Genomic DNA, 19726 nt, shown 5'->3' with positions numbered 1-19726 from the left:
CCGCTATCATATGCACCCCCTGCGTCTGGATTGCGAAGCCCGCCATGACCCTGCAGTACCCCACCATCGCCGATTGCATCGGCCACACCCCGCTGGTTCGTCTGCAGCGCCTGGCCGGCGAAACCAGCAACACCCTCCTGGTGAAGCTCGAAGGCAACAACCCGGCCGGTTCGGTCAAGGATCGCCCGGCCCTGTCGATGATCAACCGCGCCGAGCTGCGCGGCGACATCAAGCCCGGCGACACCCTGATCGAAGCCACTTCCGGCAATACCGGTATCGCCCTGGCCATGGCCGCCGCCATCAAGGGCTACAAGATGATGCTGATCATGCCCGACAACATGAGCGCCGAACGCAAGGCCGCCATGACCGCCTACGGCGCCGAGCTGATCCTGGTGAGCCGTGAAGAGGGCATGGAAGGGGCCCGCGACCTGGCCGAAAGCCTGCAGCGCGGCGGTCGTGGCAAGGTGCTGGACCAGTTCGCCAATGGCGACAACCCGGAGGCCCACTACGTCGGCACCGGTCCGGAAATCTGGCAGCAGACCCAGGGCACCATCACCCATTTCATCAGCTCCATGGGTACCACCGGCACCATCATGGGCGTGTCGCGCTACCTCAAGGAGCAGAACGAGAAGATCCAGATCGTTGGCCTGCAACCCCAGGAAGGCTCGGCGATTCCCGGCATCCGCCGCTGGCCCCAGGAATACCTGCCGAAGATCTACCAGGCCGACCGTGTCGACCGGGTGATCGACATGGCCCAGAGCGAGGCCGAGGACACCATGCGCCGCCTGGCCCGTGAAGAGGGCATCTTCTGCGGCGTGTCGTCCGGCGGCGCTGTGGCGGCGATGCTGCGTCTGTCCCGCGAAGTGGAGAACGCCACCCTGGTGGCGATCATCTGCGATCGCGGTGATCGATACCTCTCTACCGGTATTTACGAAGACCCCAATGTCCCGGCGTAACACTGGCTTGCGCTTCCAGCCCAGCGGCGGAGCGCGGACCACTCAGATCCCGGTGGGCAAGAAGCAGCGGCTCACCATCGAGCGGCTGGCCCATGACGGCCGCGGCATCGCCTTCGTGGAAGGGCGTACCTGGTTCGTCGCCGGCGCCCTGCCGGAGGAGCAGGTGGAGGCGCGCGTGCTCGCCGCGCGCAGCCAAGTGGTGGAAGCCCGCACCGAACGGGTGCTGGTGCCCAGCCCGCTGCGCCTGGTGCCGCCTTGCGCCCATGCCGGCCACTGCGGCGGCTGCACCCTGCAGCACCTGCCCCATGCCGAGCAGCTCGCCCTGAAACAGCGCACCCTGGCCGAACAGCTGGCGCGTTTCGCCGACCTCGAGCCGCAGGCCTGGGCAGCCCCACTTGTGGGGGCCGAATTCGGTTATCGGCGCCGCGCCCGCATCGCCGTGCGCTGGGATGCCAAGGCGCGCCAGCTGGAAGTGGGATTCCGCGCGGCTTCCAGCCAGGCCATTGTCGGCATCAAGGATTGCCAGGTACTGGTACAGCCCTTGCAAAGCTTGATGAGAGCGTTGCCCGAGCTGCTGCGTGGCCTGGCAAAGCCGCAGGCAATCGGGCATGTCGAGCTGTTCCATGGCACCGCTTCGGCGTTGCTGCTGCGTCATACCCAAGCGCTGGGCGAGGCCGACCTGAATCGCCTGCGCGAATTCTGTGCGGCGCACCAGGCGCAGCTCTGGCTGCACGGCGACGGCGAGCCCCGGCCGGACTCGCCCGACGCACGTCTGGGCTACCGTCTGGAACGCTGGAACCTCGAGCTAGAATACCGTCCCGGCGACTTCGTGCAGGTCAATGCGGCGGTCAATGAGGCAATGGTGGCGCAGGCGCTAGACTGGATGAAGCCGCAGCCGGACGAGCGGGTGCTGGACCTGTTCTGCGGGCTCGGTAATTTCGCCCTGCCGCTGGCGCGCCAGGTGCGCGAGGTGGTGGCGGTGGAAGGCGTGGAGGCCATGGTGGAACGGGCGCGCGGCAATGCCGCCGCCAACGGCCTGGAGAATGTGCACTTCTTCCAGGCCGACCTGTCGAGTCCTCTGGCCGGCGCGGCCTGGGTCGGGCAGGGCTTCGATGCGGTGCTCCTCGATCCGCCACGCGATGGCGCGTTCGAAGCCGTTCGGCAGATCGCTGCAACCGGTGCGCAACGAGTGGTCTATGTATCCTGCAACCCAGCGACCCTGGCGCGCGACAGCGCCGAACTGGTCAAGCAGGGATACCAGCTGAAGAAGGCCGGGATTCTCGACATGTTTCCTCAGACGGCCCATGTCGAGGCCATGGCGTTATTCGAGGCGGGCTAGGAAGCCCGCGTAATCCGACCGGCACGACAGAGGCTGGCGACAATTCGACGTGAAGGGTTCACGTCGTCGAGAAGGTAGGCAAGATGGTACAGGTGAGAGCGCAACAGCCGGTCAATACGGACGGCAGCATCAACCTCGAGGCGTGGCTGGACCATGTCATCAGCCTCGACCCGGTGCTCGACCGCGCGGTACTCAAGGAGGCGTGCGAGTTCGCCCGCGACGCCGAACAGCAGGCCATAGCCGCGCAGAACCGCTGGGCCGAGGGTAACTCCAGCTTCCAGACCGGCCTGGAGATCGCCGAGATACTGGCGGACCTCAAGCTGGACCAGGAGTCCCTGGTGGCCGCGGTGATCTACCGTGGCGTGCGCGAGGGCAAGATCCAGCTGCAGGACGTACAGCAGCGCTTCGGCCCGGTCGTGGCCAAGCTGATCGAAGGCGTGCTGCGCATGGCCGCCATCAGCGCCAGCCTCAACCCCCGGCAGTCTATGGTGCTCGGCACCCAGGCGCAGGTGGAGAACCTGCGCAAGATGCTGGTGGCCATGGTCGACGACGTGCGCGTGGCCCTGATCAAGCTGGCCGAGCGTACCTGCGCCATCCGTGAAGTGAAGAACGCCGACGAGGAGAAGCGCCACCGCGTCGCCCGCGAAGTCTTCGACATCTATGCGCCCCTGGCCCATCGCCTCGGCATCGGCCATATCAAGTGGGAGCTGGAGGACCTGTCCTTCCGCTACCTGGAACCCGATCAGTACAAGCAGATCGCCAAGCTGCTCCACGAGCGCCGCCTGGACCGCGAGCAGTACATCGCCGACGTGATGAAGCAGCTGCGCGAGGAACTGGCCGCCACCGGCATCAAGGCCGACATCAGCGGCCGTGCCAAGCACATCTACTCGATCTGGCGGAAGATGCAGCGCAAGGGCCTGCAGTTCAGCCAGATCTACGACGTGCGCGCCGTACGCGTGCTGGTGCCGGAGGTGCGCGATTGCTACACCGCACTTGGCATCGTGCACACCCTCTGGCGGCACATTCCCAAGGAATTCGACGACTACGTCGCCAACCCCAAGGAGAACGGCTACCGCTCGCTGCACACCGCGGTGATCGGCCCGGACGGCAAGGTGCTGGAGGTGCAGATCCGCACCCACGCCATGCACGAGGAGGCCGAGCTGGGGGTCTGCGCCCACTGGCGCTACAAGGGCACCGACGTCAAGTCGCGCTCCGACCACTACGAAGAAAAGATCGCCTGGCTGCGCCAGGTGCTCGAATGGCACGAGGAACTGGGCGACATCGGCGGCCTGGCCGAGCAACTGCGGGTGGATATCGAGCCGGACCGGGTCTACGTCTTCACGCCCGACGGCCATGCCATCGACCTGCCCAAGGGGGCCACGCCGCTCGACTTCGCCTACCGGGTGCACACCGAGATCGGCCACAACTGCCGCGGCGCCAAGATCAACGGCCGCATCGTGCCGCTGAACTACAGCCTGCAGACCGGCGAGCAGGTGGAAATCATCACCGGCAAGCAGGGCTCGCCCAGCCGCGACTGGCTCAACCCCAACCTGGGCTACATCACCACCTCGCGGGCGCGGGCGAAGATCGTCCACTGGTTCAAGCTGCAGGCCCGCGACCAGAACGTCGCCGCCGGCAAGGCCATGCTCGAGCGCGAGCTGTCGCGCCTGGCACTGCCGCCGGTGGACTTCGAGAAGCTGGCCGAGAAGTGCAACCTGCGTTCGGCCGAGGACATGCACGCGGCGCTGGGCGCCGGCGACCTGCGCCTGGCCCATGTGGTCAATTGCGCCCAGGCCCTGGTGGAACCGGAGCGGGGCGCCAGCGAGCAGCTGGAGCTGATTCCGCGGCGGATCTCGCACCACAAGCCGGGCAAGCGCGGCGACGTGCAGATCCAGGGCGTGGGCAACCTGCTGACGCAGATGGCCGGCTGCTGTCAGCCGCTACCGGGCGACCCGATCGTCGGCTACATCACCCTTGGTCGTGGCGTCAGCATCCACCGCCAGGACTGCGCCTCGGCCCTGCAACTGGCCGGCCGCGAGCCCGAGCGGATGATCCAGGTCAGCTGGGGACCGGCACCGGTGCAGACCTACCCGGTGGACATCGTGATCCGCGCCTACGACCGTTCCGGCCTGCTGCGCGACGTGTCCCAGGTCTTGCTCAACGAGCGCATCAACGTATTGGCGGTCAACACCCGCTCCAACAAGGAAGACAACACCGCCTCCATGCTGCTGACCATCGAGATTCCCGGCCTGGACGCCCTGGGGCGGCTGCTCGCGCGGATCGCGCAGTTGCCGAATATAATCGAAGCACGCCGCAACCGGGCCGCCTGAGCTACTGCGCTCGTGACGCTCAGGAAGCGTAGGGTGGGCTTCAGCCCACCAACCGGGCTTCAGGAAATGACCACGGACCTGCCATGTACCAACTGAACGACCTGCTGCATCTCATGGCCCGGCTGCGCGACCCGCAGTACGGCTGCCCCTGGGACTTGAAGCAGGACTACGCGAGCATAGTCCCGCACACTATCGAAGAAGCCTACGAGGTGGCCGACGCCATCGAGCGCGGCGACTTCGATCATCTGCCGGGCGAGCTCGGCGACTTGCTGTTCCAGGTGGTCTATTACGCCCAGCTGGCCCAGGAGGAGGGGCGCTTCGATTTCGCCGGGGTGGTGGATGCCATCACCCGCAAGCTGGTCCGCCGCCATCCCCATGTGTTCCCCGATGGCGATCTCTATGGCGCGCCGGACATGGCTAGGCTGGAGGAAGCGGCGATCAAGCAGCGCTGGGAAGAGATCAAGGCCGAGGAACGAGCGGAGAAGGCCGCCGCGCCCGAGCAGCTGTCGTTGCTGGACGACGTGCCCACCGCGCTGCCGGCCCTGAGCCGCGCAGCCAAGCTGCAGAAGCGTGCAGCCCAGGTGGGCTTCGACTGGCCCGAGGCGCTGCCGGTGATCGACAAGCTGCGCGAGGAGCTGGACGAGGTGCTGGAGGCCATGTCCGAGAATGACCCGCAGGCCATTGCCGACGAGGTGGGCGACCTCCTGTTCGTGGTGGTCAATCTGGCGCGGCACCTGAAGCTCGACCCGGAAACCGCCCTGCGCAGCGCCAATGGAAAGTTCGAGCGACGCTTCCGTTTCATCGAGCAGGCATTGCGCGAGGCGGGGCGTCCCATTGAAGATTGCACCCTGGAAGAACTGGATGCCCTGTGGGGCGAAGCCAAGAAACAGGAAAAACTCAGCCTTGGCTGTTAACTCGAGAGACTGAATCCCGACATGAGCCTTTCCCTCCGCGACCAGCTGCTGAAAGCCGGGCTGGTGAACGAAAAGCAGGCCAAGCAGGCCGGCAAGCAACAGCAGAAGCAACAACGCCTGGAGAAGAAGAACCAGGTCGAGAAGGATGACTCCCTGCGCCAAGCCGCCCTCCAGGCCCAGGCCGAGAAGGCAGCGCGCGACCAGGAGTTGAACCGCCAGCAGCAGGAAAAGGCCGAGCAGAAGGCCAAGGCGGCGCAGGTCAAGCAGCTGATCGAAAGCTCCCGCCTGCCCAAGTTGACCACCGACGACTACTACAACTTCGTCGACGAGAAGAAGGTCAAGCGCATCGCCGTCAACGCCATGCTGCGCGACAAGCTGAGCCGCGGCTCGCTGGCCATCGTCCGTCATGGCGGCGGTTACGAAGTGATCCCGCGCGACGCCGCGCTGCGCATTCAGGAGCGCGATCCGCGCCGTATAGTGCTGCTCAATATCCAGACCGAGGAGCCGGATGCCGACGATCCGTACGCGGCGTACAAGGTGCCGGATGATCTGATGTGGTGATGAAGAAGCCGGGCGAAAGCCCGGTTTTTTCTTGGCGTGGTGGTTTGGTTCATTGCCGAGCGGATTTGGGCTCTCTGATTCGCCTGTCGGCAAACGTCGAAATGCCGCCCCCAGCCTGGTAGCCCGGATGCAATCCGGGAAGGGAGGCGCGGGGATTCACTGATACGACCGGGAGGGCGCCTTACCAACACCCCGCGCTCAACAGATCTGATTCCCCAGCAGCACCCGCCCGAAACTCGCCCCTTCGGTCAGCGGCGTGATGGCGATGATCTGGTCCAGGCGCAGACGTTCCTGCCCGCCCTCGTTCTGCACGATAAGGAACTCTTCCTTGTCCCGGGTCGTCAGTGTGGTCATGGCGCGAGCGTCCAGGCGGCCGCCGCCGACCAGTTCGATATGCAACTGGTAGCGATGCAGGCAGGCGATCTCGATGTAGTCGTAGAGGTCGCAGGATAGCGGCAGGTATTCCTCGGTCATGGCGATTTCCTCCGCGGCGCGGGCGCAGGCTCTGACTGGACAGCATAGGCCCGCCGTCGCGACTTGCGTTTCTTTCAAGTATCGACCTGTTTCTGACGGCCGGGGCCCGACTAATGTTCGGCCCGGAATCACGCAGGTAAAAAAACCGGGCGCTGGGCCCGGTTTCTTGTAGGGGAGGCATTACTCCGGCAGACCTTGCACCTGTTTGCCGTCAACCTCGCCCTCCTTGAGCATGATCTGGTACTCCTTGCCGTCCTTCTCCACCTGATGCAGGCGCACCAGCAGGAAGTCCCAGTCCTTGGCGAACCAGAGCACGGTCTTGCGGCTGCTCTGGGTGGGGTCACGCACGCGCTCGACCTTGATCGCGTCCACCAGGCCGGCCTCGGTTTGCACGCGCTCTTCGCCCAGAACGCGGAAGTCGTAGGTCTCGATCTCGTCGCCGTCGATCACCTGGTAGCTCATGCTCTTCTTGCCGTCGGCGACGTCATGCTGGAGCACCAGCTGGTAGGTGGACTTGTCCTGCAGGCCACGATTCAGCGGCAGGCGCACCTGGTTGCCGCGGTCGGTGCCGATGATCTGCTTCTGGGCCCAGTCGAAGTCGAATTCCACCTGCTTGCTCTTGCCCAGGCCGCTGCGGCTGAAGCGGTAGGTCAGGGGCAGGAAGGCGTTACTCTCGACGCGGAAGGTGCTCACTTCGCTCAGGCTGGCCACCAGCATGGACGCTTCGAAGTCCAGTTCCCAGCGGCCGTTGTCGAGCTGTTTCAGGCTGCGGCCGGCGGTCCCGCTGACGGGCAACTGTTTCCAGTCCGCGGTGTAGCTGGCCGAGAAGGGCTTCAGCTCCGCAGCCATGGCGGGCAGGCTGAAGGCGGCGAGGAGCAACAGCAAGGCGCGACGCATTGGCGAATCTCCTAGTTATGCAGTTGTTGCCCGCAGGGGGGCAACGCTTGTCCATCCAGTTCGGCGCCGTTCGGGCCCAGGCGCAGTCTGCCCTCGGCAAACCAGCGCATGGCCAACGGGTAGATATGGTGTTCCTGCACATGAACCCGCTGGGCCAGGCTTTCCGGCGTGTCGTGCGACTTTACCGGGATCAGGGCCTGCACCACCAGTGGGCCGCCATCGAGTTCCTCGGTGACGAAGTGCACGCTGCAGCCATGTTCCGTATCGCCGGCTTCCAGCGCGCGCTGGTGGGTATGCAAACCCTTGTACTTGGGCAACAGCGACGGGTGAATGTTCAGCAGGCGCCCCTGATAGTGGCGCACGAAGCCCGGCGTGAGGATGCGCATGAATCCCGCCAGCACCACGAGGTGTGGGGAGAAACCATCGATGGCCTCGATCAGCGCGCCGTCGAAGGCTTCACGGTCGGCGTAGGCCTTGTGATCGAGCACCCGAGTGTCGATGCCGGCCTTCCTGGCCCGTTCCAGGCCATAGGCATCGGCGCGGTTGGAAATCACCGCGCGGATGCGTGCCGGATGGTCGTCACCGGTGATGCTGTCGATCAGCGCCTGGAGGTTGCTGCCGGAGCCGGAGATCAGCACCACCACATCACAGCGTGCGACCATCAGTGGTTTTTCAGGTTGTTCAGCACGACGCGCGGTGCGCCTTCGGCGGCCGCGGCGATATTACCGATGACCCAGGGTTGCTCGCCGGCGGCGCGCAGAACCTTGAGCGAGGCTTCGGCCTGCTCCGGCGCTACACAAATGACCATGCCGACGCCACAGTTCAGTACGCGGTGCATCTCGGTCTCGTCGACGTTGCCTTGTTCCTGCAGCCAGTCGAACACCGCCGGACGCTGCCAGCTGGCTACGTCGATCACGGCTTGTGCGTTGTCCGGCAGGACGCGCGGGATGTTATCCAGCAGGCCGCCGCCGGTGATGTGGGCCATAGCCTTCACCGCACCGGTTTCCTTGATCAGCTGCAGCAGCGGCTTGACGTAGATGCGGGTCGGCGCCATCAGCAGGTCGGCCAGGGGTTTGCCGTCGAGCTGGACCTGCTCGATGTCGGCGCCGCTGACTTCGATGATCTTGCGGATCAGCGAGTAGCCGTTGGAGTGCGGGCCGGAGGAGGGCAGGGCGATCAGGGTGTCGCCAGTGCTCACCTTGGAGCCGTCGATGATCTCGGCCTTTTCCACCACGCCGACGCAGAAGCCGGCCAGGTCGTAGTCTTCGCCTTCGTACATGCCGGGCATTTCAGCGGTTTCACCGCCCACCAGGGAGCAGCCGGCCAGTTCGCAGCCGGCGCCGATGCCGGTGACCACGGTGGCGGCCACGTCGACGTTGAGCTTGCCGGTGGCGTAGTAGTCGAGGAAGAACAGCGGTTCGGCGCCGCAGACCACCAGGTCATTGACGCACATGGCGACCAGGTCCTGGCCGATGCTGTCGTGTTTGTTCAGGTTCAGGGCCAGACGCAGCTTGGTGCCGACGCCGTCGGTGCCGGACACCAGTACCGGCTGCTTGTAGCCGGCCGGGATTTCGCAAAGGGCGCCGAAGCCGCCCAGGCCGCCCATCACTTCCGGGCGTGCGGTGCGCTTGGCCACGCCTTTGATGCGTTCGACCAGGGCTTCACCAGCGTCGATGTCTACACCGGCGTCCTTGTAGCTCAGGGAGGGTTGCTTGCTCATAAATCCAGGCCTATAGGGGGAAATTCGAGGATCGACCGGCAAGTCTGGCTGCCGGTTTGCGAAGGCGCGCGATTTTATCAGGCTTGCCCGGCAGCGGCCATCGGCAGCGGTCGGCCTTGGCGAAAACGCTGGAAAAACCGCATGCGTTGCCCCGGGGCAGGCGGCTGTTTAAGGTATAGCCCTTCGATTGCGGCCTATGCTGCACCTGTTCGTCCACAGAGAGTCCGTCATGCGCCTGATCGCTTCCATGTTCCTGCTCTGTCTGTCGTTGCTCGGCCTGCCGGCCCAGGCCGAAACGGTCAATGACCTCTACCAGGTACGCGAACCCGTCGCCTCGCAGCAGCCGGAAGAGCGCAACCAGGCGCTGGTACGCGCCCTGGATACCCTGGTGGTGCGCCTTTCCGGCGACCCCAAGGCCGTGCAGAACCCGGCCCTGGAGGCGCTGCGCAAGGACCCGCAGCAGCTCATCAGTCAGTACGGCTACGAAGGCCAGACCCTGGTGGTGGACTTCGACCCGGTGACCACCGAGCGCACCCTGCGCCAGGCCGGCGTGCCGCTGTGGAGCGCCAACCGACCGGCCATCCTCGCCTGGTGGCTGAACCGATCCGCGGAGGGAGCCAGCCTGGTGGGGGACGGCCAGGAGGCCGCCGCGCCCCTGAATCAGGCCGCGCAGAATCGTGGCCTGCCATTGCGTCTGCCGCTGGCTGACCTCGAAGAGCAACTGCTGGCGACCCCCGAGCAGCTCACTTCCGCCCAGCCCGGCGCGCTGGCCCAGGCCTCCGAGCGCTATGGCGCCGATGCCCTGCTGGCGGTGGATGCCAGCGAAGCCGACGGCAAGTGGCAGGCGCAGTGGCGCCTGTGGCTCGGTGACAGCCGCGAGCAGGGCACCGCGGAAGCGGTCGACAATGCCGCCCTCGCCGATGCCGTGCTGGCCGAGGTGAGCCAGCGCCTGGCGCCGCGCTTCGTGGTGGCGCCCGGTGCCGGGCAGGACCTGGAGCTGGAAGTGCAGGGCGCGGACCTGGCCCGATACGCCGAGCTGTCGCGCCTGCTGGAGCCCTTTGGCGCGCGCCTGCTCAAGGTCGAGGGCGATCGCCTGGAGTACCGCGTCAACGCCAGCCCCGAGCAGCTGCGTGCCCAGCTTGCCCTGGCCGGGTTGCAGGAGTCTCCGCCGGAAGCCCCTGCCGCTCCGGCTCCGTCCTCCGATCCGCAGGCCGCGCCGGCGCCGCAGATCGTACCGCGCAGCAACCTGCTGCGTTTCCACTGGTAGCGGGGGTACACTGCGGGCCTGCCCGGGACGGGGATGCCATGCACCAGTTGCCCAACCTGTTGACCCTGCTGCGCCTGGCACTGGTTCTTCCCATTGCCGGGCTGCTGCTGTCCGATCGACATGCCCTGGCCCTGCTGCTGTTCGCCGTGGCGGGCTTCTCCGACGCCCTGGACGGGTTCCTCGCCCGGCGATTCGGCTGGACCAGCCGCTTCGGCTCGCTCTTCGATCCCTTGGCCGACAAGCTCCTGCTGGTGACCAGCTTCATCTGCCTGACCGTCACTCAGGTCTTGCCGCTCTGGCTGACCCTGGTGGTCCTGTTGCGGGATGCGCTGATCCTGCTGGGAGCCGGGTTGTTCCGCATGCTGGCCGGGCCGGCGGAGTTCTCGCCGAGTCGGCTGGGCAAGCTGAGCACCTTGCTGCAGATGGTCCTAGTGCTTTGCCTGCTGCTGGAGCTGAGCCTGGCACCGGCCTTCGGCCAGGTGCGCTGGCCGCTGACCTGGCTGGTGCTGGTGGTGACGCTGTGCAGTGGGGCCCAGTACGTCTGGGAGTGGGGACGGAAATTCCGCTATGCAAGGATGAGGGCCTGAAATGACCGATTCGCGCCGCTGGCTGTGGCTGGGTGGCTTCCTCCTGCTGGGCTGGCTGCTCTATCAGCTGCACCCGGTACTTTCACCTTTCCTGGTGGGAATGTTGCTCGCCTACCTGGGCGACCCGCTGGTGGACCGCCTGGAGCGCCTCGGCCTGTCGCGCACCTGGGGTGTGGTCCTCGTTTTCAGCCTGTTTGGGCTGATCCTGCTGGCCTTGCTTCTGGTGCTGCTGCCAATGCTCGGGCGTCAGCTCCTGCGCCTGTACGAGGTGGCGCCGCAGATGCTCGACTGGCTGCAGCACAGCGCCTTGCCCTGGGCCCAGGTCAAGTTGGGGCTGCCGGGGGACTTCTGGCGCTTCGACAGGCTCAAGGCGATGCTCAGTGGCCACCTCGGCCAGACCACCGACATCGCCGGCACCCTGCTGGCCAGCGTCACGGCCTCTGGCCTGGCAGTGCTGGCCTGGCTGGGCAACTTCCTGCTGATCCCGGTGGTGGGCTTCTACCTGCTGCGCGACTGGGACCTGATGGTCGGCAAACTGCGTGGCCTGCTGCCGCGCAGTCGCGAGTCCTACGTCGTCGGGCTGGTGGGCGAATGCCATGAAGTTCTGGGCGCCTTCCTGCGTGGCCAGTTGCTGGTCATGCTGGCCCTAGGGGTGATCTACGCCGCCGGCTTGATGTTGGTGGGGCTGGACTTGGGGCTGCTGATCGGCCTGCTGGCGGGGCTGGCCAGTATCGTGCCCTACATGGGGTTCGTGGTCGGTTTTGGTGCCGCCGTGATGGCTGCTCTGTTCCAGTTTGGCGGCTTCGAATTCTATTCGCTGATCGGCGTAGTGGCCGTGTTCACCGTGGGGCAATTGCTCGAAGGCATGCTCTTGACGCCGCTGCTGGTCGGCGACCGCATTGGCCTGCACCCGGTGGCGGTTATCTTTGCGATACTTGCCGGCGGGCAGCTGTTCGGCTTCACTGGCGTGCTGCTGGCCCTGCCTGTTGCAGCGATCATCATGGTTTTGCTGCGCCATGCGCATGATTTCTATAAACTTTCCGATCTTTACGGACAGTCCAGCAGCGGTCCAGGCGACCCTCCCAGTACGGCATGACACCGATCCAGCTTCCCCTGAGTGTGCGTTTGCGTGACGACGCCACCTTTGCCAACTTCTATCCCGGCGCCAACGCCGCGGCTCTCGGCTATGTCGAGCGCCTGTGCGAAGCCGATGCCGGCTGGACCGAGAGCCTGATCTACCTCTGGGGTGGAGAGGGTGTCGGACGTAGCCATCTGCTGCAGGCAGCCTGCCTGCGCTTCGCGCAGCGCGGCGAGCAGGCGATCTACCTGCCGATGGACGAGCTGGTGCACTACGGCCCCGAAGTCTTCGACAATCTCGAGCAGGCCGAACTGGTCTGCCTCGACGACCTGGGCGCGCTGGCCGGGCGTCCCGAGTGGGAAGAGGGGATGTTCCACCTGTTCAACCGCCTGCGCGATGCCGGCCGCAAGCTGCTGCTGTCGGCCAACAAATCGCCTCGCGAACTGGGTGTGAAGCTGCCGGATCTCAAGTCTCGCCTGACCCTGGCGCTGGTGTTCCAGCTGCACGGCCTGTCGGACGAGGACAAACTGCGTGCGCTGCAACTGCGGGCCTCGCGCCGTGGCCTGCACCTGACCGACGAAGTGGGACGCTTCATCCTCACTCGTGGCCCGCGCAGCATGAACCTGCTGTTCGACCTGCTGGACATCCTCGACCAGGCCTCGCTGCAGGCCCAACGCAAGCTGACCATCCCTTTCCTCAAGGAAATCTTCGGCTGGTAGCAGGGGATGGGCGCTTGTCGGGTGAAAATCCGCGTGGCGGATTTCCACCGCAATAGCGGATAGGAAAGCGCTATCCACACTACCCAGACGAAAAAGCCCGGACACATGTCCGGGCTTTTTCATTTCGGGCCGGGGATCATTCCCCCGCCAGCTTGCGGTTGTACTGGAAGCGCCAGCGTGTATAGAGCAGCGCGGCGCAGAACAGCAGCAGGCTGAGCCCGGCTTCCAGCCAGCCGAACAGCTCACGAGCTGGATCGATGGCGGCCAATACGCCCTGGATGAAGTAGAGGTTCACCACGAAGCAGGCCCAGGCGTGGACCCGGGCGTTGCCCAGGATCATGCCGGGGGCGAGCAGCGCCAGGGGCACCAGTTCGATGGTCAGGATGACCCAGGGGCGGGCGCCGTGCAGGTCGGCGAAGAACAGGGTGTGCGTGGCCAGCAACAGGGCCAGGGCGAGAAAGCTCACCAGGCTGACGACGCGGCTGGCGGTCATGCGCGGCGCCAGCCAGGCCAGCTCGGGGAGTTGCTTGGGTTTTCTAGCCACGCGGCGTCTCCAGGCGTTGGGCGATCTGCGCCAGGCGTTGGCCCAGGGCGCGGCAGAGGATGGTCTCGTGTTCGTCCAGCGGGCGCTTGCCATCGGACCCGGCATGGTGGCTGGCGCCGTAGGGGGTGCCGCCGCCACGCGTTGCCAGAAGCGCCGGCTCACTGTAGGGCAGGCCGACGGCCAGCATGCCGTGATGCAGCAGGGGAAGCAGCATGGAGATCTGGGTGGTCTCCTGGCCGCCATGCAGGCTGGCGGTGGAGGTGAATACCGCCGCCGGCTTGTCCACCAGCTCGCCAGTCAGCCAGAGGCTGCTGGTGCCATCGAGGAAGTACTTCAGGGGGGCGGCCATGTTGCCGAAGCGGGTGGGGCTGCCCAGGGCCAGACCGGCGCAATGGCGCAGGTCGTCCAGGGTGGCGTAGAGGGCGCCGTCGGCGGGGATGTCGGGCGCCACCGCTTCGCACTCGGTGGATACCGCCGGTACGGTGCGCAGCCGCGCTTCCAGGCCGCCCAGTTCGACGCCGCGGGCTATTTGCCGGGCCATTTCGGCGGTGGCGCCGTGGCGGCTGTAGTAGAGGACCAGGATATAGGGCGCGCTCAAGGAAGAATCTCCAGGACCTTCTCAGGTGGACGGCCGACCACGGCCTTGTCGCCGGCGATCAGGATGGGGCGTTCGATCAGCTTGGGATGGGCCACCATGGCGGCGATCAGTTGCTCTTCCGAGAGGCTGGGGTCGTCCAGGTTCAGCGCCTTGTACTCGTCTTCGCCGCTGCGCAGCAGCTGCCGGGCGGAAAGGCCCAGCTTGGCGAGCAGCGCACGCAGTTCGGCGGCGCTGGGCGGGGTTTCCAGGTAGCGCACTATGGTCGGCGCCAGGCCGCGGGCCTCGAGAAGTTCCAGGGCACCGCGGGATTTGGAGCAGCGCGGGTTGTGGTAGAGGGTCAGTTCGGTCATGTCGGGGGTCGCATGGGCTTGGTCGAGGCGGCTATTCTAACCGCGTCGTGGCGCCGTCCTGAACCGTGCGCCGCGGTTTCGGTCTGCTGAGCCAGCCCGGGCCGATCAGAATCAAGGAGTAGGAATGCGCCAACGCCTCACCGACGTCATGGAATTCTGGCGCTTCCTGTTGCAGCGGTTCGTGGCCGATCGCGGAACCAACAGTGCCGCGGCCCTGACCTACACCAGCCTGTTCGCGGTGGTGCCGATGATGACGGTGACCTTCACCATGCTCTCGGCCATCCCGGCCTTCCAGGGCACGGGCGAGCAGATCCAGAGCTTCATCTTCCGCAACTTCGTGCCGTCCACGGGGGAAACCCTGCAGGAATACCTGCGCGGCTTCACCGTGCAGGCCAGGCACCTGACCTGGGTCGGTGTCGGGCTGCTGGTGGTGACCGCCTTCATGATGCTGGTGACCATCGAGAAAGCCTTCAACACCATCTGGCGGGTGCGCCAGCCGCGCCGCGGCGTATCCAGTTTCCTGCTCTACTGGGCGATCCTCAGCCTCGGTCCGCTGTTGCTGGGCGCCGGCTTCGCGGTGAGCACCTACATCACCTCGCTGTCACTGATTTCCGGCCCGGATGCGCTCTACGGCGCCAAGACCCTGCTGGGCTTTATGCCGCTGTTGTCCAGCATCGCAGCCTTTACCCTGATCTATGCGGCGGTGCCCAATGCCCGAGTGCCGCTGCGTCACGCGCTGGTGGGGGGCGCCTTCACCGCCCTGCTGTTCGAGGCGGCCAAGGCGCTGTTCGGCCTCTATGTGAGCTTCTTCCCTGGCTACCAGCTGATCTACGGCGCTTTCGCCACGGTGCCGCTGTTCCTGCTCTGGATCTATCTGTCCTGGGTCATCGTGCTGTTCGGCGCCGAACTGGTTTGTAATTTGTCCACCCCTTGGCACTGGCGTCGACGCGCGTTGCCGCGCTTGCTGGTGCTGCTGGGCATCCTGCGGGTGTTCCATGACCGGCAGCTGCGCGGCATGCCGGTGCGTCACCTGGACGTGCAGCGGGCCGGCTGGCACCTGCCGGAGGACGAATGGCTGGAGATGCTGGAGCTGCTGGAAAGGCAGCACCTGGTCTGCCGCGCCAGTGGTGGCAACTGGGTGCTCTGCCGCGATTTGAGTAGCTACAGCCTTTACCAGTTGATCAGCCACATGCCCTGGCCGTTGCCGCAGCCGAACCAGTTGCCGCAGCATCTGGATGAAGAGTGGTATCCGCCGTTGCACAAGGCGCTGCAGCTGCTGCAGGAAGAGCAGCAGGCGTTGTTCGGCGGCAGTCTGGCGCAATGGCTCAAGCCGGGGAACGAATGACGCAAATCGTCAGTTTGCGGCAGGCAGCAGCCGCAAGCCGTCGCCTGGGAGCGCCTGATGGCGTGCCGCGGCGGTTGGCATGTTTATGGCACTACAGGGAAGGGGCCATCGCGCCGGTGGCCAGGGGATGAAGGCAATGGGTAGCGCGAAAGACAAACTGATCCAGCTGCATGAGCACGTACCGCAACAGGCGCTGGAGGGGCTGAACAGGGTCACCGGCCTGAGGTTCCGCCATTGGCCGGAATCCCTGGCGCCATCGGCAGTGCCATTCGGCGAGCGCGAGTTGAAGCTGTCGTCGGTGGTGGAAGGTAATCGGGCGCTACCGGGTTGAGGCCCTCAGGCGCGCACCTGCTGGTTGGCGGGTTCGGCCTGCTCCACCGCCTGCACGAACAGTTCGTCCACCAGCAGTCCCTTGATGGGCACGGCGGAGCGCAGGCGCACCTGCATCTGCTCGATCTTCTGCTTGAACGGCAAGCGGGCGATGCCGGCCAGGAGTATCTTGCCCTTGGGGTTCAGCCTGCCGTGATCCACCGCGACCTCGCGACGCTGCCCGCCATCCGTGTAGCTCACCAGCAAGGAGACCGGCAGCTCGCTCATGCCTGGCAGGTGCAGCCAGGCCGCTACGTTGAAATCGGCCACCCGGCCTTCATAAGGCGTGAGGGAGGAGCGGGCGACTTCGACGATGCGCGCTGGCACCGGGCCGATCAGGCTGTCTTGGTGTTGCATGGGGCGTCCAGGCTGGTAAAGGTACGCGCGTACCGATGTGCCGGGATTATATGCAGCCATTACGCCGCGAAACTGTGCGCCTAGGCCGCTGGCCGCGTGACTCGCCTCGCAGTTTGACGACTCAGGCAAGTTGCAGCGGATAACGCGCGACCAGTGAGCTGCAGAGGTTGGGTGCAGGAAGCCGCACTATGGCCTGGTTGTGCACGCTGGCCAGTTGCAGCCAGAGGTTCTCCCCTTCGGCGAACTGCTTGCACGGCAACCAGAGGCCATGATGCCAGCCGCTGCCGGGGGCGGGAGTGCTTTGCAGCACGCCGGGATGGGTTTGCGCGCTGGGTGCGCGGCGTAGCCATACCGGACGCGGCAATCCTTTGAGGTAACGCAAGCCGAGGTGCAGGCCTTCGCTGTTCTGGTAGCGCCAGCGCACCAGGGCAAGCACCGGGCTGCCCTGGGTCTGTACCAGCGTCAGTTGTCCCACCGGCAGCTGGCTGCCCAGATCGCCGTGGCAGAGCAGGCGGGCGCCCCCGGGGCTGGCGTCGAGCATCTGCGCTTCGCAGCGGCCGGGATGCTTCGCCAGCAGGTCGGCATGAATGGCCGGAAGGCCCATCACCAGTTGACAGCTGCCCGAGTGCTCGGTGCGCGGGTGGCGGCGTTGCTGACGCCCGAGCCAGTGTTGGCGAACCTTCTCCAGCAACTGATGCTCGCTTTCGCTGCGCAGGGGCGCCGGTTCGTGCAGGGCGATCAGCAGGGCGCCCAATTCAAAGCGGCGCAGGTAGGTTGCCTCGCCCTCCGGGCGCTGGTCCTGGGGCAGGCAGGGCTGGGACTCAGTGAGGTCGACGGTGGGGCTGCCGTTGTCATCGTCTTCGTCCCAAGGCAGAAGGCGTGCCAAGCCGGCCAGTGGGGCGAGGGCTCCGAAGAGTAGGGGGCACTCGCCTTCGCTGAGGTGAAAAGGGTTGCTCAGTGCCAGCAGGAGCATTTGCTGGTAGAGCCCGCGCAGGGTATTCGCCGGGGTAGGTCGGAAGGCCGCAGCTACCGGCTCGTCCAGGCAATTCTGGTGCTCGCCTATCCAGTACAGCAGGTGGCTGTCGCGCCAGAGCCGCGCCGTGGGTTCCTGATAGAGCTGGTAGTGGCGCAGTTGGGTCTGGGCGAGGAAGTGCTGAGCCATGTACAGGCACCAGGCCAGGTGCGGACGCGACGGCTGATGGCCCTGGAGTATCTGCAGCAGCAGGCGCTTGAATCCGCAGGCCAGCTCGTCGCAGAGTTTGACGAAGAGGGTGGGGGGCACAGCCCGGTCCTGGTAAGCCCGGGAAATTTGGCGGTACTCCTCGCTGAAGCTTTGCAGCACGCGCTGCCTTTCGAGTAAGGTCAGGGCGCTGCGATTGAGCCTGAACAAGAGTCCCAGGACCTTTTGCAAGGCACTATCCTGAGGGAGTTGGCGAGCCTCTGCGAGGAGCGCCGGCACGCTTGCCAACGGAGTGCTGTTTTCTTCCAGGATGTCCGGCACTTCCAGGCGCAAGGCATCCAAGGTCATATCAACCCCGCGTACACGAGGACCGAATGCATGGGATCGCGACTCCAGGCTGTAATAGGGCTATTCGCGCTGATGAGCGCCGGACTGCTCCTTGCCGGCTGCTCGGACGACGCAGGAGTTGATCAGCATGGACAGAAGGTAGCGGTTGAACGACTTGAAGGCCAGTGGCTGGTGATCAATTACTGGGCCGAGTGGTGCGCTCCCTGCCGCACCGAAATACCCGAGCTCAACGCCTTCGCCGAGCAGCAGCAGGACAAGGGGGTGAAGGTGCTGGGGGTCAATTTCGACGGCCTGCAGGGCGAGGAGCTCGGTCAGGCTGTGCAGAAGATGGGCATCCGCTTCACCGTGCTGGCCGAGGACCCGTCCAAACGGTACGACCTGCCACGCAGCGAAGCATTGCCTGTCACCTACATCATCGATGCTCAGGGCAAGCTGCGCGAACGCCTGCTGGGTGAGCAGAACGCCGCAGGCCTGACCGCGCGGCTCGACGAACTGCGCAAGGGGGGGTAGGGCAATGGCGCGAATCTGTCTGCATGGCTATGTCAGCGGCAAGGTGCAGGGGGTCTACTACCGGCAGTCGACCCAGGACCAGGCGGACCGCCTGGAGTTGGACGGCTGGGTGCGAAACGTCGCCGATGGCCGTGTCGAGGTGCTGGTGGAGGGCGAGGAAGGGGCCGTGCGCGAACTGGCAGCCTGGCTGGAGCAAGGCCCGGCCGACGCAGAGGTAACCGAGGTGGATCTGCAGGAGCAGCCGCTGCAAGGGATTACCGGCTTCATCGTGCGGCGCTGAACGCCAGGATCGGGGAGCGATCCGGGTCCGCTCCCTCGTGGGTCAGTCCGATTCGCCGGGGTCCGCCGCCAGGCGGCCGGCGTCCTTCATCAGCGACTTGAGGAGTTCCTGCTGCAGCTCCGGATCGTTGCGGGTTAGCTCGATCAGACTCTGCTCCAGCTCGCTGGCTTCCTCCTCCATACCCAGCTCCGACAGGCGCTTGACCCGGTGCACCCATTGCGGCACCTCGTCGTCTTCGAGGTCCTCGAAGATCAACGCGTGGGCTTCCGCCAGCTTGCCGCGCAGGTTGTGGCTGACACCCAGGGTGGCATCGGCGCGAGCATTGTCGAGAGGGTCCTCGACATGCAAACGGAGCGTGCCGATGCGGCTGATGTCCTGATCGGCGAATGGGCCATCCAGCAGGTTGAGACGCAGGATGCCATTGCGGTCGGTGAGCAGCTCGTGGGTCTTGCTGCCAGCATTCACCAGCACGGGGCGTTCGGCCCAGGGCAGGCTGGAGTATTCCATGCGCTTGTCCAGTTGCTTCTCGTCGATACCGGCCAGGTTCTGCTCGGAGCGGCCGTTGGACTCGACGTTCATCGCCGGATTGAGGCCGGCGAAGCCGTAGCTGATCCAGTCCTTGGTGGCGGTATCTGGCAGGCTGCCGAGCAGCGCCACGTTAAGCACGTTGGCGCCGACGCCAGCGACCACGGCCACCGCACCCAGCGGCACTTCGTAGAGTTCCCGCCAAGGCTGGTACGGGGTGTAGCGGTCGTAGTGACGGCTCACCTCGAACTCGGTGACCTCGAAGGTCTTCTGCTCGTTGATGCGGATGCGTCGTTGCGGGAGTTCCAGCACCTGTGGGTCGCCCACGTCGATCTGCAGGCTGTGGTTGAGCAGTTTGCGCTCGACACGTTCTTCGTGTTCGCTGCGCTGCGGCAAATGGTTGGCGCAGCCGCTGACGAAGAGGGCGCCGCACAAGGCGGCGCCGGCGAAGTGATAGGAACTACGCTTGGACATTTTT

Annotated in this window: 23 protein-coding genes; 13 read left to right on the top strand and 10 right to left on the bottom strand. The window is 65.6% G+C overall.

Features of this window, described 5'->3' with window-relative positions; genetic code table 11:
* Positions 1–44 precede the first annotated feature (44 nt).
* From cysM to E8F12_RS20210, 5 genes are all read left to right on the top strand, one after another.
* Complete coding sequence (cysM, locus tag E8F12_RS20230) at positions 45–956, top strand: cysteine synthase CysM (RefSeq protein WP_280326971.1); 912 nt, start codon at positions 45–47, stop codon at positions 954–956.
* A complete protein-coding gene (gene rlmD / locus E8F12_RS20225; RefSeq protein ID WP_280326970.1) occupies positions 943–2295 on the top strand; it encodes a 23S rRNA (uracil(1939)-C(5))-methyltransferase RlmD in 1353 nt (450 codons plus the stop codon). The genes cysM and rlmD overlap by 14 nt, the downstream gene beginning before the upstream one ends.
* Before the next feature lie 83 nt (positions 2296–2378).
* Entirely contained in the window at positions 2379–4625 is a 2247-nt protein-coding gene (relA, locus tag E8F12_RS20220) for a GTP diphosphokinase (RefSeq protein WP_280326969.1), read from the top strand.
* An 83-nt stretch (positions 4626–4708) separates the two neighbouring features.
* The gene (gene mazG, locus E8F12_RS20215) at positions 4709–5539 is read left to right on the top strand and encodes a nucleoside triphosphate pyrophosphohydrolase (RefSeq protein WP_280326968.1); all 831 of its coding nucleotides are present in this window, start codon (positions 4709–4711) and stop codon (positions 5537–5539) included.
* 21 nt (positions 5540–5560) lie between these two features.
* Positions 5561–6100, top strand: a complete 540-nt coding sequence (locus E8F12_RS20210; RefSeq protein ID WP_280326967.1) for a DUF2058 domain-containing protein — start codon at positions 5561–5563, stop codon at positions 6098–6100.
* Positions 6101–6298: 198 nt separating this feature from the next.
* On the opposite strand, the gene E8F12_RS20205 is transcribed toward E8F12_RS20210, so the two are convergent.
* The 4 genes from E8F12_RS20205 to purM all read right to left on the bottom strand — a co-directional run bounded on the left by E8F12_RS20205 (position 6299) and on the right by purM (position 9191).
* On the bottom strand, positions 6299–6574 hold the full coding sequence (locus E8F12_RS20205; protein WP_280326966.1) for a Rho-binding antiterminator: 276 nt from the start codon (positions 6572–6574) through the stop codon (positions 6299–6301).
* A 180-nt stretch (positions 6575–6754) separates the two neighbouring features.
* Positions 6755–7471, bottom strand: coding sequence for a DUF3108 domain-containing protein (locus tag E8F12_RS20200; protein WP_280326965.1), 717 nt, complete (start codon positions 7469–7471; stop codon positions 6755–6757).
* Positions 7472–7482: 11 nt separating this feature from the next.
* Positions 7483–8133 (bottom strand): phosphoribosylglycinamide formyltransferase, encoded by a 651-nt coding sequence (gene purN, locus E8F12_RS20195; protein ID WP_280326964.1) that lies wholly within the window; start codon positions 8131–8133, stop codon positions 7483–7485.
* A complete protein-coding gene (purM, locus tag E8F12_RS20190; RefSeq protein ID WP_280287938.1) occupies positions 8133–9191 on the bottom strand; it encodes a phosphoribosylformylglycinamidine cyclo-ligase in 1059 nt (352 codons plus the stop codon). Before purM ends, purN begins: the two co-directional genes overlap by 1 nt.
* 229 nt (positions 9192–9420) lie before the next feature.
* Here purM and E8F12_RS20185 point away from each other — a divergent pair, with 229 nt between their 5' ends.
* The 4 genes from E8F12_RS20185 to hda are packed head-to-tail and all read left to right on the top strand — an operon-like array spanning position 9421 to position 12842.
* Positions 9421–10458 (top strand): DUF2066 domain-containing protein, encoded by a 1038-nt coding sequence (locus E8F12_RS20185; RefSeq protein ID WP_280326963.1) that lies wholly within the window; start codon positions 9421–9423, stop codon positions 10456–10458.
* A 38-nt stretch (positions 10459–10496) separates the two neighbouring features.
* Positions 10497–11045 carry a CDP-diacylglycerol--glycerol-3-phosphate 3-phosphatidyltransferase gene (gene pgsA / locus E8F12_RS20180; RefSeq protein ID WP_280326962.1) on the top strand — a complete coding sequence of 183 codons (549 nt, stop codon included), beginning with the start codon at positions 10497–10499 and terminating at the stop codon, positions 11043–11045.
* A gap of 1 nt (position 11046) precedes the next feature.
* Complete coding sequence (locus tag E8F12_RS20175; protein ID WP_280326961.1) at positions 11047–12141, top strand: AI-2E family transporter; 1095 nt, start codon at positions 11047–11049, stop codon at positions 12139–12141.
* Entirely contained in the window at positions 12138–12842 is a 705-nt protein-coding gene (gene hda, locus E8F12_RS20170; protein WP_280287934.1) for a DnaA regulatory inactivator Hda, read from the top strand. Before E8F12_RS20175 ends, hda begins: the two co-directional genes overlap by 4 nt.
* Positions 12843–12978: 136 nt before the next feature.
* Here the strand turns inward: hda and E8F12_RS20165 are convergent, their stop codons facing one another.
* From E8F12_RS20165 to arsC, 3 genes are read right to left on the bottom strand one after another with little or no spacing between them, the layout of a single operon-like run.
* Positions 12979–13386 (bottom strand): DUF2069 domain-containing protein, encoded by a 408-nt coding sequence (locus E8F12_RS20165; protein WP_280326960.1) that lies wholly within the window; start codon positions 13384–13386, stop codon positions 12979–12981.
* A complete protein-coding gene (gene wrbA / locus E8F12_RS20160; RefSeq protein WP_280326959.1) occupies positions 13379–13984 on the bottom strand; it encodes an NAD(P)H:quinone oxidoreductase in 606 nt (201 codons plus the stop codon). Before wrbA ends, E8F12_RS20165 begins: the two co-directional genes overlap by 8 nt.
* Positions 13981–14334 carry an arsenate reductase (glutaredoxin) gene (gene arsC, locus E8F12_RS20155; RefSeq protein WP_280326958.1) on the bottom strand — a complete coding sequence of 118 codons (354 nt, stop codon included), beginning with the start codon at positions 14332–14334 and terminating at the stop codon, positions 13981–13983. Before arsC ends, wrbA begins: the two co-directional genes overlap by 4 nt.
* A gap of 124 nt (positions 14335–14458) precedes the next feature.
* On the opposite strand from arsC, the gene E8F12_RS20150 reads away from it, so the two are divergent.
* Together E8F12_RS20150 and E8F12_RS20145 are read left to right on the top strand one after the other, a co-directional pair.
* The gene (locus E8F12_RS20150) at positions 14459–15679 is read left to right on the top strand and encodes a virulence factor BrkB family protein (RefSeq protein WP_280326957.1); all 1221 of its coding nucleotides are present in this window, start codon (positions 14459–14461) and stop codon (positions 15677–15679) included.
* 136 nt (positions 15680–15815) lie between these two features.
* Positions 15816–16010 (top strand): hypothetical protein, encoded by a 195-nt coding sequence (locus tag E8F12_RS20145; RefSeq protein WP_280326956.1) that lies wholly within the window; start codon positions 15816–15818, stop codon positions 16008–16010.
* A gap of 5 nt (positions 16011–16015) precedes the next feature.
* Here the strand turns inward: E8F12_RS20145 and E8F12_RS20140 are convergent, their stop codons facing one another.
* Both E8F12_RS20140 and E8F12_RS20135 read right to left on the bottom strand, forming a co-directional pair.
* Entirely contained in the window at positions 16016–16405 is a 390-nt protein-coding gene (locus E8F12_RS20140) for a hypothetical protein (RefSeq protein ID WP_280326955.1), read from the bottom strand.
* A gap of 121 nt (positions 16406–16526) precedes the next feature.
* On the bottom strand, positions 16527–17933 hold the full coding sequence (locus E8F12_RS20135; protein WP_280326954.1) for a PilZ domain-containing protein: 1407 nt from the start codon (positions 17931–17933) through the stop codon (positions 16527–16529).
* Positions 17934–17963: 30 nt separating this feature from the next.
* Here E8F12_RS20135 and E8F12_RS20130 point away from each other — a divergent pair, with 30 nt between their 5' ends.
* Both E8F12_RS20130 and E8F12_RS20125 read left to right on the top strand, forming a co-directional pair.
* Positions 17964–18443, top strand: a complete 480-nt coding sequence (locus E8F12_RS20130; protein WP_280326953.1) for a TlpA disulfide reductase family protein — start codon at positions 17964–17966, stop codon at positions 18441–18443.
* A gap of 4 nt (positions 18444–18447) precedes the next feature.
* Positions 18448–18723, top strand: a complete 276-nt coding sequence (locus E8F12_RS20125; RefSeq protein ID WP_280326952.1) for an acylphosphatase — start codon at positions 18448–18450, stop codon at positions 18721–18723.
* Positions 18724–18765: 42 nt separating this feature from the next.
* Here the strand turns inward: E8F12_RS20125 and E8F12_RS20120 are convergent, their stop codons facing one another.
* Positions 18766–19722 (bottom strand): hypothetical protein, encoded by a 957-nt coding sequence (locus E8F12_RS20120; RefSeq protein WP_280326951.1) that lies wholly within the window; start codon positions 19720–19722, stop codon positions 18766–18768.
* Positions 19723–19726 lie beyond the last annotated feature (4 nt).

Origin of the sequence: Pseudomonas sp. BN102, from assembly GCF_029871245.1 — a bacterium.
Taxonomy (GTDB): Bacteria; Pseudomonadota; Gammaproteobacteria; order Pseudomonadales; family Pseudomonadaceae; genus Metapseudomonas.
Note: the sequence above shows the minus strand (reverse complement) of the source record. Positions and strands in the feature narration are given on the sequence as shown.

What these genes read in the sequence shown, in the direction of transcription:
- E8F12_RS20140 (WP_280326955.1), bottom strand. Translation starts at nt 16,405, where the DNA reads ATGCAACACCAAGACAGCCTGATCGGCCCGGTGCCAGCGCGCATCGTC.
- purM (WP_280287938.1), bottom strand. Translation starts at nt 9,191, where the DNA reads ATGAGCAAGCAACCCTCCCTGAGCTACAAGGACGCCGGTGTAGACATC.
- purN (WP_280326964.1), bottom strand. Translation starts at nt 8,133, where the DNA reads ATGGTCGCACGCTGTGATGTGGTGGTGCTGATCTCCGGCTCCGGCAGC.
- E8F12_RS20200 (WP_280326965.1), bottom strand. Translation starts at nt 7,471, where the DNA reads ATGCGTCGCGCCTTGCTGTTGCTCCTCGCCGCCTTCAGCCTGCCCGCC.
- E8F12_RS20175 (WP_280326961.1), top strand. Translation starts at nt 11,047, where the DNA reads ATGACCGATTCGCGCCGCTGGCTGTGGCTGGGTGGCTTCCTCCTGCTG.
- E8F12_RS20185 (WP_280326963.1), top strand. Translation starts at nt 9,421, where the DNA reads ATGCGCCTGATCGCTTCCATGTTCCTGCTCTGTCTGTCGTTGCTCGGC.
- E8F12_RS20145 (WP_280326956.1), top strand. Translation starts at nt 15,816, where the DNA reads ATGGGTAGCGCGAAAGACAAACTGATCCAGCTGCATGAGCACGTACCG.
- arsC (WP_280326958.1), bottom strand. Translation starts at nt 14,334, where the DNA reads ATGACCGAACTGACCCTCTACCACAACCCGCGCTGCTCCAAATCCCGC.
- E8F12_RS20135 (WP_280326954.1), bottom strand. Translation starts at nt 17,933, where the DNA reads ATGACCTTGGATGCCTTGCGCCTGGAAGTGCCGGACATCCTGGAAGAA.
- E8F12_RS20210 (WP_280326967.1), top strand. Translation starts at nt 5,561, where the DNA reads ATGAGCCTTTCCCTCCGCGACCAGCTGCTGAAAGCCGGGCTGGTGAAC.
- E8F12_RS20205 (WP_280326966.1), bottom strand. Translation starts at nt 6,574, where the DNA reads ATGACCGAGGAATACCTGCCGCTATCCTGCGACCTCTACGACTACATC.
- cysM (WP_280326971.1), top strand. Translation starts at nt 45, where the DNA reads ATGACCCTGCAGTACCCCACCATCGCCGATTGCATCGGCCACACCCCG.
- hda (WP_280287934.1), top strand. Translation starts at nt 12,138, where the DNA reads ATGACACCGATCCAGCTTCCCCTGAGTGTGCGTTTGCGTGACGACGCC.
- rlmD (WP_280326970.1), top strand. Translation starts at nt 943, where the DNA reads ATGTCCCGGCGTAACACTGGCTTGCGCTTCCAGCCCAGCGGCGGAGCG.
- pgsA (WP_280326962.1), top strand. Translation starts at nt 10,497, where the DNA reads ATGCACCAGTTGCCCAACCTGTTGACCCTGCTGCGCCTGGCACTGGTT.
- relA (WP_280326969.1), top strand. Translation starts at nt 2,379, where the DNA reads ATGGTACAGGTGAGAGCGCAACAGCCGGTCAATACGGACGGCAGCATC.
- E8F12_RS20130 (WP_280326953.1), top strand. Translation starts at nt 17,964, where the DNA reads ATGGGATCGCGACTCCAGGCTGTAATAGGGCTATTCGCGCTGATGAGC.
- E8F12_RS20120 (WP_280326951.1), bottom strand. Translation starts at nt 19,722, where the DNA reads ATGTCCAAGCGTAGTTCCTATCACTTCGCCGGCGCCGCCTTGTGCGGC.
- E8F12_RS20125 (WP_280326952.1), top strand. Translation starts at nt 18,448, where the DNA reads ATGGCGCGAATCTGTCTGCATGGCTATGTCAGCGGCAAGGTGCAGGGG.
- mazG (WP_280326968.1), top strand. Translation starts at nt 4,709, where the DNA reads ATGTACCAACTGAACGACCTGCTGCATCTCATGGCCCGGCTGCGCGAC.
- E8F12_RS20150 (WP_280326957.1), top strand. Translation starts at nt 14,459, where the DNA reads ATGCGCCAACGCCTCACCGACGTCATGGAATTCTGGCGCTTCCTGTTG.